The sequence below is a fragment of the Aquabacterium soli genome, from assembly GCF_003933735.1.
Taxonomy (GTDB): Bacteria; Pseudomonadota; Gammaproteobacteria; order Burkholderiales; family Burkholderiaceae_C; genus Aquabacterium; species Aquabacterium soli.
In genome coordinates, this window is the sequence record NZ_RSED01000023.1 from 14,437 (window position 1) to 27,134 (window position 12,698).

Annotated in this window: 11 protein-coding genes; 4 read left to right on the plus strand and 7 right to left on the minus strand. The window is 66.7% G+C overall.

Annotation, left to right across the window (positions count from 1 at the left end):
• Window position 1 precedes the first annotated feature (1 nt).
• Genes EIP75_RS20740 through EIP75_RS20750 form a run of 3 tightly spaced genes read left to right on the plus strand, consistent with a single transcriptional unit; the run spans window position 2 to window position 2,853 of the window.
• On the plus strand, window positions 2-1,186 hold the full coding sequence (locus EIP75_RS20740; protein WP_125245106.1) for an acyl-CoA dehydrogenase family protein: 1,185 nt from the start codon (window positions 2-4) through the stop codon (window positions 1,184-1,186).
• A gap of 43 nt (window positions 1,187-1,229) precedes the next feature.
• Window positions 1,230-1,622 (plus strand): RidA family protein, encoded by a 393-nt coding sequence (locus EIP75_RS20745; RefSeq protein ID WP_125245107.1) that lies wholly within the window; start codon window positions 1,230-1,232, stop codon window positions 1,620-1,622.
• 49 nt (window positions 1,623-1,671) lie between these two features.
• The gene (locus EIP75_RS20750; protein ID WP_125245108.1) at window positions 1,672-2,853 is read left to right on the plus strand and encodes an acyl-CoA dehydrogenase; all 1,182 of its coding nucleotides are present in this window, start codon (window positions 1,672-1,674) and stop codon (window positions 2,851-2,853) included.
• Between the two features lie 847 nt (window positions 2,854-3,700).
• Here the strand turns inward: EIP75_RS20750 and EIP75_RS20755 are convergent.
• Window positions 3,701-4,798, minus strand: coding sequence for a porin (locus EIP75_RS20755; RefSeq protein ID WP_274379821.1), 1,098 nt, complete (start codon window positions 4,796-4,798; stop codon window positions 3,701-3,703).
• 98 nt (window positions 4,799-4,896) lie between these two features.
• Window positions 4,897-5,604, minus strand: coding sequence for a DsbA family protein (locus tag EIP75_RS20760; protein WP_233584971.1), 708 nt, complete (start codon window positions 5,602-5,604; stop codon window positions 4,897-4,899).
• A 109-nt stretch (window positions 5,605-5,713) separates the two neighbouring features.
• On the opposite strand from EIP75_RS20760, the gene EIP75_RS20765 reads away from it, so the two are divergent.
• Window positions 5,714-6,292 (plus strand): MarR family winged helix-turn-helix transcriptional regulator, encoded by a 579-nt coding sequence (locus EIP75_RS20765; RefSeq protein ID WP_125245111.1) that lies wholly within the window; start codon window positions 5,714-5,716, stop codon window positions 6,290-6,292.
• On the opposite strand, the gene EIP75_RS20770 is transcribed toward EIP75_RS20765, so the two are convergent.
• The 5 genes from EIP75_RS20770 to EIP75_RS20790 all read right to left on the minus strand — a co-directional run bounded on the left by EIP75_RS20770 (window position 6,289) and on the right by EIP75_RS20790 (window position 12,692).
• A complete protein-coding gene (locus tag EIP75_RS20770; RefSeq protein WP_125245112.1) occupies window positions 6,289-6,789 on the minus strand; it encodes a MarR family winged helix-turn-helix transcriptional regulator in 501 nt (166 codons plus the stop codon). The two genes, EIP75_RS20765 and EIP75_RS20770, sit on opposite strands and share 4 nt — an antisense overlap.
• An 18-nt stretch (window positions 6,790-6,807) precedes the next feature.
• Window positions 6,808-7,236: an acyl-CoA thioesterase gene (locus EIP75_RS20775; RefSeq protein ID WP_199758660.1), complete on the minus strand. Its 429-nt coding sequence runs from the start codon at window positions 7,234-7,236 to the stop codon at window positions 6,808-6,810.
• A gap of 17 nt (window positions 7,237-7,253) precedes the next feature.
• A complete protein-coding gene (locus EIP75_RS20780; RefSeq protein ID WP_125245113.1) occupies window positions 7,254-8,759 on the minus strand; it encodes an indolepyruvate oxidoreductase subunit beta family protein in 1,506 nt (501 codons plus the stop codon).
• 10 nt (window positions 8,760-8,769) lie between these two features.
• A complete protein-coding gene (locus tag EIP75_RS20785; RefSeq protein ID WP_125245114.1) occupies window positions 8,770-10,923 on the minus strand; it encodes a thiamine pyrophosphate-dependent enzyme in 2,154 nt (717 codons plus the stop codon).
• A 170-nt stretch (window positions 10,924-11,093) separates the two neighbouring features.
• Complete coding sequence (locus EIP75_RS20790; protein ID WP_125245115.1) at window positions 11,094-12,692, minus strand: phytoene desaturase family protein; 1,599 nt, start codon at window positions 12,690-12,692, stop codon at window positions 11,094-11,096.
• Window positions 12,693-12,698 lie beyond the last annotated feature (6 nt).

Below are 12,698 nucleotides of genomic sequence, written 5' to 3' on the forward strand. Positions count from 1 at the left end.
GATGCCTACAGAACGCCTGCCCCACCTAGACTGGCCTTTCCTGCAGGACCACCACCGCGCCCTGGCCCGCGACCTGGACACCTGGGCCGCCACGAACGTGGCCGACATCCACAGCGATGATGTGGACGCCGACTGCCGCGCCCTGGTCCGCATCCTGGGCAAGGCCGGCTGGCTGCGCCATGCCGTGGCCGGTACCGCGCATGGCGGTTCGAGCGACACGCTCGACACCCGCACGCTGTGCCTGATCCGCGAGACCCTGGCCCGTCACAACGGCCTGGCCGATTTCGCCTTCGCCATGCAGGGCCTGGGTTCCGGTGCCATCAGCATCGATGGATCGCCCGAGCAGAAAGCCCGCTACCTGCCCCGCGTGGCCAAGGGCGAGGCCATCTCGGCCTTCGCGCTGTCCGAGCCCGAGGCCGGCTCCGACGTGGCCGCCATGGCCTGCGCGGCCCGGCTCGACGGCGACCACTACGTGCTCGACGGCGAGAAGACCTGGATCTCCAACGGCGGCATCGCCGACCTCTACGTGGTCTTCGCCCGCACCGGCGAAGCGCCCGGCTCACGAGGTATCTCGGCCTTCATCATCGAAGCGGGCACGCCGGGCTTCGACATCGCCGAACGCATCGACGTGATCGCGCCGCACCCGCTGGCCCGACTGCGCTTCACCAACTGCCGCGTGCCCGTCACGCAGCGCATCGGTGCCGCGGGCGAAGGCTTCAAGGTGGCCATGCGCACGCTGGACGTGTTCCGCACCTCGGTGGCCGCTGCCGCGCTGGGCTTCGGCCGCCGCGCACTGGACGAGGCCCTGCTGCGCGCCACCACCCGCCGCATGTTCGGCCAGGTGCTGGCCGACTTCCAACTCACGCAGGCCAAGCTGGCCCAAATGGCCACCACCATCGACGGCGCTGCGCTGCTGACCTACCGCGCCGCCTGGCAGCGCGACCAGGGCCGTAACGTCACCCGCGAGGCCGCCATGGCCAAGATGGCCGCCACCGAAGGCGCCCAGACCGTGATCGACGCCGCCGTGCAATTGTGGGGCGGCCAGGGCGTGGTCAGCGATCAGCCGGTCGAGCGCCTGTACCGCGAGATCCGCTCATTGCGCATCTACGAAGGTGCCACCGAAGTACAGCAACTCATCATCGCGCGCGAACTGCTCAAGGACGTGCGAGAAGGACAGGCGGGCTGAGGCCCGCATCATCAATCAAGACTACGAACAAGGCAGTATCTCCATGCAAGTACTTCTCCCTGAAGGCTGGCCCCGCCCCAAAGGCTACGCCAATGGCGTCGCCGCCGAAGGCCGACAGGTCTACATCGCCGGCATGATCGGCTGGGATGCGCACGGCGTCTTCCACAGCGACGACTTCGTCGTCCAGACCGAGCAGGCCCTGCGCAGCATCGTCGAGGTGCTGCGCGAGGCCGGTGGCCGCCCGGAACACATCGTGCGCATGACCTGGTATGTCACGGACAAGCGCGAGTACCTCGCCGCGGGCCGCGAAATCGGCCGGGCCTTCCGCGAGATCATCGGTTCGTACAACGCCGCGATGACCGCGGTGGAGGTCAAGTCCCTGATGGAAGACCGCGCCAAGGTGGAGATCGAAGCCACGGCCGTCATCCCGGCCTGAGCCCCGCCCCGCCCCGCCTCCCCGACCTCATCATCTACGGAGCCCCTTGATGGCCACGACCAAAGTTTCCTTCGCATGGGACGATCCCCTGCAACTCGACCAGCAACTCACCAGCGACGAACGCGCCGTGCGCGAAGCCGCCCATGCCTACTGCCAGGAGCGCCTGGCACCGCGCGTGCTTGAGGCCTTCCGCCATGAGCGCACCGACCCGGCCATCTTCCGCGAGATGGGCGAGCTGGGCCTGCTGGGCATCACCATCCCCGAAGCCTATGGCGGCGCCAACCTCAACTACGTGAGCTACGGCCTGGTGGCCCGCGAGGTCGAGCGCGTGGACTCGGGCTACCGCTCGATGATGAGCGTGCAGTCTTCGCTGGTGATGGTGCCCATCAACGAGTTCGGCAACGAAGCCACCAAGCAGAAGTACCTGCCCAAGCTGGCCAGTGGCGAGTGGATCGGCTGCTTCGGCCTGACCGAACCGGACCATGGCTCCGATCCTGGCAGCATGGTGACCCGCGCGCGCAAGGTGGCTGGCGGCTACAGCCTGAGCGGCGCCAAGATGTGGATCAGCAACAGCCCGATCGCCGATGTGTTCGTGGTGTGGGCCAAGGACGACGAAGGCGCGATCCGCGGCTTCGTGCTGGAGAAGGGCTGGAAGGGCCTGAGCGCCCCGGCGATCCACGGCAAGGTGGGCCTGCGCGCCAGCATCACCGGCGAGATCGTGATGGACGAGGTGTTCTGTCCCGAAGAAAACGCCTTCCCCGAAGTGCGCGGCCTGAAGGGCCCCTTCACCTGCCTGAACTCGGCGCGCTATGGCATCGCCTGGGGTGCGCTGGGCGCGGCCGAAGACTGCTGGCACCGTGCGCGCCAGTACACGCTGGACCGCAAGCAGTTCGGCAAGCCGCTGGCGGCCAACCAGCTGATCCAGAAGAAGCTGGCCGACATGCAGACCGAGATCACGCTGGGCCTGCAGGGCTGCCTGCGGCTGGGGCGCATGAAGGACGAAGGCACGGCGGCGGTGGAGATCACGTCGATCATGAAGCGCAACTCCTGCGGGAAGGCGCTGGACATCGCGCGGCTGGCGCGGGACATGATGGGCGGCAATGGCATCAGCGACGAGTTCGGGGTGGCGCGGCATCTGGTGAACCTGGAGGTGGTCAACACCTACGAGGGGACTCACGATGTGCATGCGTTGATCCTGGGGCGTGCGCAAACGGGGATTGCGGCGTTCTGAGCCTTCTTCTCTGAATTTCTCCACGGTGGGGCATTGGCTCCGCCGGTCTCCATTGCCATCGGGTTCTGCTTGAGCCCGGTGGCTTTTTCTTTGTCTGCAAAGGGTCGGCGCTTTTTCGGGGCAGCGGGGCGGGGTCTGAGCTGGCTTCCGTCCGGGCTTCACTCGGGGGGTTCCGCCTTCGGCGGAACTGCCCTGCGGTGCGCGCGGCGAGGTGGGGCTGCCGAACTCGCTACGCGGCTTCGCCACTACGCTCAAACAGCGTCAGCCTGTCAGTTGAACTAAGCACGCTGCGCGTGCCCACCTCGCCACTGTGCTCCTCAGCCCCCTCAAGGCGCCCGGACGGAAGCCAGCTCAGCCCTTTGTGCCCCGCTCTCCGCATGCGGAGGGTCTTTTCCTTTGCCTTTGCAAGCCAGGCGTACAGCTATATCCCAAAAGGCAGAGCGTCCCCGGGCCTGTAGCCGCGCGAACCGAACGACCTACAGCACAGCCTTCTACGCACGCCACCGAGCGGGGCGAAGAAGGGATGTGGGGGCAGCCGGCCGGGCGCCTTCGTTGGCGCTGAGAAGCACAGTGGCGAGGTGGGCGCGCTCAGCGCGCTTCGTTCATCTGACTGGTCGCAGCTGTTTGAGCGCAGCGGCGAAGCCGCGTAGCGAGTTCTGCGACCCCACCTCGTCGCGAGCATCGCAAGGCAGTCATGACGGAGTCAGGACCGACAACATAGGCGCCCGGCCGGATGCCCACACATCCCGCGCCCCGCGCTGCCACGACAAAGCGCTCAACCGTCGAACCGCAAATGAAAAACGCCCACGAGGCCCAAGAGCCCCGCAGGCGTTGATCAATCAACAGATCAGAACGCGTGGAACATCCCCACCCGCAGCACACCCTGAGACGAGCCAGAAGAAGCCCCCATCAGCATCAGCTGTGCCTTGGCATTGTCGCCATCGCCCGAAGCCTTCTGGTACGAGTACTGCACATACACATTGCTGCGCTTGGACAGCAGGTAATGCAGCCCCGTGTTGATCTGGTGCGCCTTGTTGTTGCTCAGCTGATCGTTGCCCTTCATGTACGTGTACTGCCCGATCAGGCGCGTCGTCGGCGTCGGGCTCATGATCGCGCCGATCTCGTACGAATCGATCTTGGCATCCGTGAACGTGTTCTTCGTGTTCGTGTACAGGAAGTCGGTCGAGATGCCGCCGCTGAAGTCATAGCGGCCACCCAGGCCCCAGCTCGTCAGGCCGTCGTTGCCGTTGTTGATCAGCGGCGACTTGGCATTGATCATCGCGGCGGTGAAGGTCCACGGGCCGCTGCTGTAATCGGCACCCAGGCTGTAGGTGCTGTTGCGCGACTGGCTGTCTGACTGCTCGCCCAGGCCATAGAGCGCACCGAAGTTGAAGCCGCCGATGGTGGGGCTGTCGTAACGGATGGAATTGGACACGCGGCTCGTGAGGCCGGTGCGGTCGAAGTCGAACGAACCCACCGGGGTCAGGTTCGCGAACGGGCCCTGGCGCAGGAAGGTCAGGCTCACGAACGGGAACATCGCGCCGAAGCCATAGCGCTTGACCGACAGGTTGGAGAACATGAAGTCATCCAGCGTACCGATCGTCACCTTGCCCATGCTGCCTTCCAGGCCCACGTAGGCGCCATGGTTCCACATGCCTTCGCTGGTGCCGTTGATGCCGATGGTGGTGCCCGTGTCGATGGCGAACTGGGTCTCGAGCTTGTAGATCGCCTTCAGGCCGCCGCCCAGGTCTTCGCTGCCGCGAAAGCCCAGCAGGTTGGGCACCAGCACGCCGGTGTTGACCAGCGTGTTGCCGTGTCCGCCGACGTTGCTCACGCGGTCAATACCGACATCGAGAATCCCGTAGATGGTCACCCCCGAAGAGGACTGAGCCATGGACAAACCCGAAGCGCAACACAGCAGAGAGAATATCGTCGACTTCTTCACAGAGATCTCCTAAAGGACAAACAGGGGGTTGGGGGCGCGCACATGCGAGTGCGCTCTCGATGGAGCGAATTCAGTTTCGCGTGAGCACCACCAAGGCCTCAATCCGTTTGGCGCAATGAGGTATCCAGTTTGCGTGGCATCGGGAAAGAGGCCAACCTGCCATGCAATCTCGCCAACAGTTCATCTGCGCCGACATAGCCTTCGGCCAGCACGTGCAGGTCCTGGCCGTTCTGCCACAGCAGCGTGGGCAGGGTTTTCACGCGCAGGCGACGGGCCAGCACAGCATCCGCCTGCACTTGTGACCTGGCACCGGCGCTGAAGAAGAGCGCCCGGAAGGCGTCGCGGGGAACGCCCAGCTTCTCGCAGATGCCGAGGTAGAAGGCGCTCTCCGTCGGGTCCTCGCCCTGCACATGCAGACTTCGCTGCACCTCCGAGAAGAACGCCAGTTCGACTGGCCTGGGCAGCCCATGCGCCTTCACCACGCCGCGAACCGCCACCAGGGCTCGGCATGCGGGCTCGGTGTCGTGCTCGAACGATGCGCGCTCGAGCAACCCAAGGTCGAACGGCTGGCCCGTCACGCTGCGGATGTAGGCCCAGTCCTTGCGAAGGCGATTTCGCCGTGATGGGCTACCGGCGTCTGCGCCGTCGATGCGGCGCCCGGTCACGATCAGCCGGACATCGATCCCCGCCGGGTGGCAGGTCGCTGCCAGCAGTTTCACCGAAGGCGACATGCCCCAGCACCACGGGCAGGTCGGGTCGCCCACATGCAGCACCGCCGGGCCCTCGTCCAGATCGCCGTTGTCCATGTCGCCCAAGATGCCCCCTGTTGATCAAGGCCAGCCACTACAATCGAATCAAGGTGGAGGAGCCCCTTTACCGGTTGCCTGGCTGGCCTCCCTTCATTGCCGTCACACCATGCCCGCGTTGCCATCCCCTTTGAAACTGGCGCTTCCCGACGAGAACCTCGGTCTGGAAGCCAGCGTGACCGACGACGACCACCAGTCGTTGCGGCTGTGGCTCAGGATGATGTCCTGCACCAACCAGGTCCAGGCCGAGATCCGCCGCCGCCTGCGCGTGGAGTTCGGCATGTCACTGGCGCGTTTCGATTACCTCGCCCAGCTCCACCGCTACCCGGATGGTCTGAGCATGAGTGCGCTATCGGCCTACCTGATGGTGACAGGCGGCAACGTGACCGGCCTGACCCAGGAGCTTGAAAAGCAGGGCTGGGTGGCCCGGCAGGTCCACCCGACCGATCGCCGCTCGTACCAGCTTCAGCTCACCAAGGAAGGCCGGGCCACCTTCGAGAAGATCGCCGCCGTCCACGAATCCTGGGTGGTGTCGATGTTCGCCGGCATGCGCACCTCCGACCGTGCGCAGCTCACGCAGCTGCTGGGGCAATTGCGCATGTTCGCCGCACGGGCCGCCGAGGCCCCACCACCTGCTCCTGTCCCTGCGCCCCCCGAACCCAAGGCACGGCGCCGCACCAAGGGCTAGACGCCCACCACGCGGGGCGCTCCGGGTGCATCGGCCGCCAGGCTGTCGATGAGGTGCCTGAGCAGGTGCTCGAGCTGCCACTGGTGCGCCGGGTCCAGCCCAGCCAGAGCGCGCTTCTGCTGCGCTTCGGCCTGCTCCACCAGCACCTCCACCAACGCACGCCCAGCCTCCGTGATGCCGATCAGGGTCAGGCGGCGGTCATGCCCTCCTGCCAGCCGCACGATGTGCCCCTGCTCGGCCATGCGGTCCAGCAACCGTGTCAATGTCGATTGCTTGGTGACGGCCTTGCGCGCCAGCAGCCCCACCGGCACCGCGTCGCCATCGGCCAGGATGGCCAGCACACGCCACTCGACGATCGACAGGCCGTGGGACCGCACGACCTCGGCAAAATCGCCCACGATCAGGTGGGACGCCTGGTTCAGCAGGGCCGGCAGGTACCTGTCCACGAAGCCCGGTGTTCGGATGCCGGTGTTGTCAACCACACAGAGCTTGCTCATCAAACGTCTCCTTGCGCCTCACTGCGCCGGTTCCAGCGCCTGTTTCAGCATCGCCGGGATCTCGATGGCCTGGTGCGTGACCAGCGAGGTGGTCACGATCGTCTGTTTGACGGCCATGCGCTTTTCTCCGCCGGCCGCGGTGCACTCGAGCGCCAGCGTCATGGACTTCGTGCCTAGCCGCTCGACACGCAGGCTCAGGGTCACGTCATCGCCCATGCGGCTGATGGCGAAGAACTCCGCCTCCAGGTGCACGGTGGGCAGCCCCCAACGCTTGTTCACGATGAGGTCGGAGAACCCGTCCGGCGTGACCGCATCGATCCATGCCTCCAGCAGGTCGTTGAAAAGCACGAAGTACTGCGGGTAGAAGACGATGCCCGCGGGGTCGCACTCCGAGAAGCGGATCCGGTGCGGCACCTGGAAGGCCCTGGGGTCCTGGACGGTCTTCAAGCGGCTTCTCCCCGTGTTCAGTTGAACGCCATCCGCTGCAGCGCGAAGCGCAGCTTCTGCCCGTCCTCGGAGGCCAGCGCGGCCTCGCGCAGCTCGCCGAGCGTGGCTGGCGCGATCTGTGTCTCGTGCTTCTCCAGGAAGCCCATCAGCGTTTCGTAGTTGCCCAGCCCGCGCGCATGCGTGTCGCCATAACCCTTGACCAGGCGCTGCAGGCGTGCCACCTCCAGGGCCAGGGCGGGATGGGCGTGGGCCAGGGCAAGGATCTTGCCGAACCAGCGCTCGATGCGTTGGTTCTCCAGCTCATAGCGCAGCGTGGTGCGGCGGCCGGCGCGCCAGCGCGACAGTGTCCACAGCAGCATGAAGCCCGGCAGCGACGAAGTGCGGATCACGCGGCCTTCCGTGGTCATGCGGGCGATCATGCGATGGATGAAGTGCGGCTTGGACAGCCAGCGGCCCAGGCCTGATGGCAGCGTCTCGCAGATCTCTTCGATGCGCGGGTGCATGAACTCGTTGATGTGGACCTGCTGCTCTTGCTTGGCCCGCACCTCGCCCTGCACCCGGTCGAAGCGGCTGCCACGGGTCTTGAGGTCGGCCACGCGGATGGTGTCTTCATAGGACATCCACAAGGCCAGGTGGCGTGCCACCTCGCCGGTGAGCACCGGATCCATCCCGCCGGTGCGCCGCTGGAGCGATTCCAGGCGGTCGAGGTAGAGGCTGGCGTACGGGATGTCCTGGTAGTCGATCAGGCGGCGCACGCCTTCGCGCACCAGGCGGCCCGATTTCTCATCGAAGGCCTTGCCGACACGGTCCAACAGCTGGGCCACGGCAGGCGACTTCGGGTTGGGCAGGGCCTCGGCAGCGGCCTCGGCCTTGGGCGCGCCTTGTCCCATCGCCTCGCCGCAACCACGCGCAAAGGCCTTGAGGCTGGGCTTGACGCCCACTCCGCCGCGCTCGATGGTCTGCTCGAACTGCTCGCGGCTGAAAGGCACCACGCCGGTGCCGCACAGGGCACCGAACAGCACCGCGCTGATCACGCTGCCGGTCTCTTCGGCGGCCTGGGCCATGTCGAAGCTCACCAGCCGCTTGGCGGCCTTCTCGGCGTGCTTGAGCAGCACGTCGACATCCACCCGGCCATCGCCCATCGCGGCTTTTTCTGCGATGGAGTACACGCGGTGCGTCGAGGTCAGCAGCGTGGTCCGGTCGGGCGTGACCAGGCCGCGTTGCACGGCGCGGCCCGCTTCCATCAGCTCGGAGCACAGCACCACGTCCACGTCGCCGGGCATCGGCATCAGCGCCAGCACGGGCTTGCGCTTCTCATGGGCTGGTGCCGGCGGCAGCAGCTCGACGTAGTAGATGGTGGCGCCGGTGCGCTGGGCCACGCCGGGCACCGAGGTGGTCTGCGCGTACCAGCCATGGTGCTCTCCCAGGTCCACGATCCAGTCGGCCAGCACGCCGCCGCCTTCACCGCCCATCGCCAGGATGGCGATCTTGATGGGCTGCTGAATGTTCTTGATCTCTTGCATGTTGAATGCCTCAGAAGGCCAGCTGCTCACGACGACGCGCATCCCGGCCCTGGAGCCAGCCAATGACCAGGCCGCTCAGGCGCTTCCTGAACTTGTCCATGCGCGTGGGATTGGTGATGATCTCGGCCCGGTAGAACGAGGGGCACAGCACCGCCGCGTGCGACACCTCGCCGCACAGGCCGCAACCGACACAGCTGTCCTGCACCGCCGCGATGGGGTCCGTGCGCAAGGGGTCGGGGTTGGGCTTGATGGTCAGCGAGGGGCAACCTGACAGGCGGATGCAGGAGTGGTCGCCCGTGCAGGTGTCCGGGTCCACCCCGAAGCGCTCGCGCACCACGCGCTCGCCAGCGGCCACGGCCTTGCGCACCTGGGGTTTCTCGCGGCGCTGCTTGTTGAGCATGCATTCGCTCTGTGCGATCAGCACCTTGGGGCCGGTCTCCTTGGTGGTCAGCGCTTCGCGCAGCGTGGCCATCATGGTCTTGAGGTCGTAGGTGCGCTGGACACGGTGCACCCATTCAACGCCCACACCCCGCACGGCCTTCTCGATCGCATGGCCGGTGCTGCGCGTGGGGTTGAGCGCCGTGGACGACAGGATGTCCTGCCCGCCCGTGGCCGAGGTGTAGCTGTTGTCGACGACGATGGTCAGGTTGTCGCTGCGGTTGAAGACCGCGTTGGCAATGCCCGATGTGAGGCCGTTGTGCCAGAAGCCGCCATCGCCCATCACCGAGATGGCGCGCTTGGCGCCTGGCGTGTTGAAGGCCGCGGCACTGGCCGCGCCCAGGCCGTAGCCCATGGTGGTGGCCCCGATGTTGAACGGCGGCAGGATGGAGAACAGGTGGCAGCCGATGTCGGCCGTCACGTGGTGCGGCCCCAGCTCACGCTCCACCAGCTTCATCGCCGTGAAGATGGGCCGCTCCGGGCAGCCGGTGCAAAAGCCCGGCGGACGCGCATGCACGTTGGCGGCCAACTCCGCGCTGGCCTCGGCCGACACGGGCTGCAGGGGGATGACCTTGCGCTCCTTCGGATCGGCCTCGACCTTGCCGTAGCGCTGCAGGAAGGCCTTGACGCCGGCCAGCATGGTGGCCGTGTTGTACTCGCCGGCCAGGGGCAGCAGGTCCTTGCCGTGCAGCACCGTGGGCGACTGCAGGCGGCGCAGGATGTCGGCCACGTTCTGCTCGACGAAGTTGGGTTGCCCCTCTTCCAGCACCAGGATGGCGCGCTTACCCTGGCAGAAGCGCTCGAACTCGTCGTCGATCAGCGGGTAGGCCACGTTCATCACGTACAGCGGTACCTTGCTTTCGCCATAGACATCGGCCAGGCCCAGCTTGTTGAGCGCACGGATCAGCGTGTTGTACGAACCGCCCTGCACCACCAGGCCGACGTCATCGTCGTGCTCGGAGAAAAACTCGTTGAGCTGGCGTTCCTTGATGAAGCGCACGGCCGCGGGCCAGCGCTGCTCGATCTTCTCCTTCTCGTGCATGAAGCTGGCGGGCGGCAGCACGATGCGGTTGACATCGCGCTGCGGGCGGGCCAGGGCCTGCTTGATCGTGAACGAGGCGCGCTTGTTGTCGCTGGCGACGAACTGGCCATGCACGTGGCAGGCGCGGATGCGCAGCTGCAGCATCACCGGCGTGCTGCTGGCCTCGGACAGATCAAAACCGTCCTTCACCGCCTGGACAATGCACGGCAGGTTGGGCCGGGGGTCGAGCAGCCACATCTGCGACTTCATCGCGAAGGCGTGCGAGCGCTCCTGCATGATGGACGAGCCTTCGCCGTAGTCCTCTCCCACGATGATCAGCGCGCCACCCAGCACGCCACCGGAGGCCAGGTTGGCGAGCGCGTCCGACGCCACGTTGGTGCCCACCGTGGCCTTGAAGGTCACGGCGCCACGCAGCGGGTAGTTCACCGATGCCGCCAGCGTGGCCGCCGCGGTGGCCTCACTGGCGCTGTTCTCGAAACGGATGCCGTGGTCGGACAGGATGTCCTGCGCGTCGGCCAGCACGTCCATCAGGTGCGAAATCGGGGCGCCCTGGTAGCCGGCCACGTAGGACACGCCCGATTCCAGCAGGGCCTTGGTGACGGCCAGGATGCCTTCACCGCTGAACACTTCGCCAGCACCCAGGCGGAGCTTCTTCACTTCTTCAACAAACGATCTTTCGGCCATCGCACTATCTCCGAGTCGGTGCGCACATCTCGCGCGCCACCGGGGTCACTGTTCCATCAATTGCTTTAGTTGTCAATCGATGATTCTTCATGGAATCGACGTGCTGCCGGTTTCGGATAGCGGTCTGCGATTTGTGGATACCGCGCCAGCCCCGGCACCGTCTCCAGCACTCAGCGACGGCTCAGTTCCTGGGCCACCAGGTAGCCTGAACCCGCGCCCAGGCCGGGGCCTGGATGGGTCGAGGCACCGATCTGGTAGAGGTTCCTGCAGGGCGTCCTGTGGCCCCGCGCGCCGGCGGTCGACGCGAACGGCCGCATCCAGAAAAACTGGTCGGGCGAACAGACGCCGGCATAGGGATCGCCCCCGACCAGGTTGCAGTTCAGGCGCTCCAGGTCTGCAGGGCTGTAGGCCCGGCGGCCCAGCACCTGCTCACCCAGGCCCGGCATCACCTGTTCGAGCCGCTGCTGCACGCGGTCGGCCATCGCCTCGCGCACGGCCTCGGTCCAGCGCCCGTCGGCGGGCACCTCGATCGATCCCGCAGCATCGCCACGGATGCGGCTGGGCAGCTCCTGCATCTGCACCCAGAGGATGGACCCATCCGCCGGCGCGCGGCTGGGGTCCACGGCCGTGGGCTGGCCGATGGCCAGCGTGGGCCGGGCAGGCAGGTGGCCATTGGTGGCCGTGACCACCGAAGCGCAGACTTCTTCCAGGCTTTCGGTCAGGTGCACCAGGGGCACGCGCGCCAGCTCGGGGTCCATCCAGCGGGGCTGGCCGCGCAGCGCGAAATGGATCTGCATGCCGCCGCGGCCGAAGCGGTAGCCCGAGGCCCGTGACTTCACGGCCTGAGGCGCCTGTGGCCAGAGCTTGCCGTACAGCTGCGGTGGCGTCACGTTGCACACCACCGCCTGCCGCGCGTTGATCACCTGCCCTGCGGCGCGAACGCCGGTGGCCCGTGCTTTGGGGCTGGCATCACTGAACAGGATCTCGCTGACCTCCGCATTCGTGCGCAGCTCACCGCCGGCCTCCTCGATGACCTTGGCGAGCGCACGCACCACGCCTTCGCTGCCGCCGCGCACCACCGGCATGCCGCCGGCCACCACGGCCGCGAACGTGAGCTTGCCGATCAGTGCCGAGCAGGCCTCGTCCGGGCCCAGGCCGGAGTGCAGGATCCAGGGAGCGATCAGGGCACGGCTCAGGTCGTGGTCGAGCTCGCGGTCGGCCCAGCGCCTAAAGCTCTCCATCGAGGCCGAGGCATAGGCCAGCATGCCGTCGAGCCCGCGCTTGAAGCTCTCGCGCACCAGCAGGCGCACGGTGTCCCAGCCATAGGGCGACTGGCCCATCAGGCCGAAGGTGAGCGAGGCGTCTTCACCGAACATGCGGGCCGCCATGGCCGCGATCTTCTGGCCATCGCCCGGACACAGCGCATCGATGCGGCGGGCCGCATCGGCGATGTCCTGCTTCAGCGCCAGCCCGCGGCCATCGGGCAGCACCAGGCCCGTGGTGTAGTCGCACTGGGCGAACTGCAGGCCGGCCGCAGCCAGCTTGTCTTTCAGTTCGGCATAGGCCGGGCTGCCCATGAACAGCGGGTACCACTGCGACAGCACGTCGTGGCGGTAGCCCGGGAAGAGCTCTTCCGTGCGGATGCAGCCACCCAGGCGGTCGTTGCGCTCGAGCACGGCCACGCGCTTGCCGCGGGTGGCCAGCAGGGCCGCGCCCACCAGCGAGTTGATGCCGCTGCCGACAAAGACCACGTCGAATGCTTGTGTCATGGATCT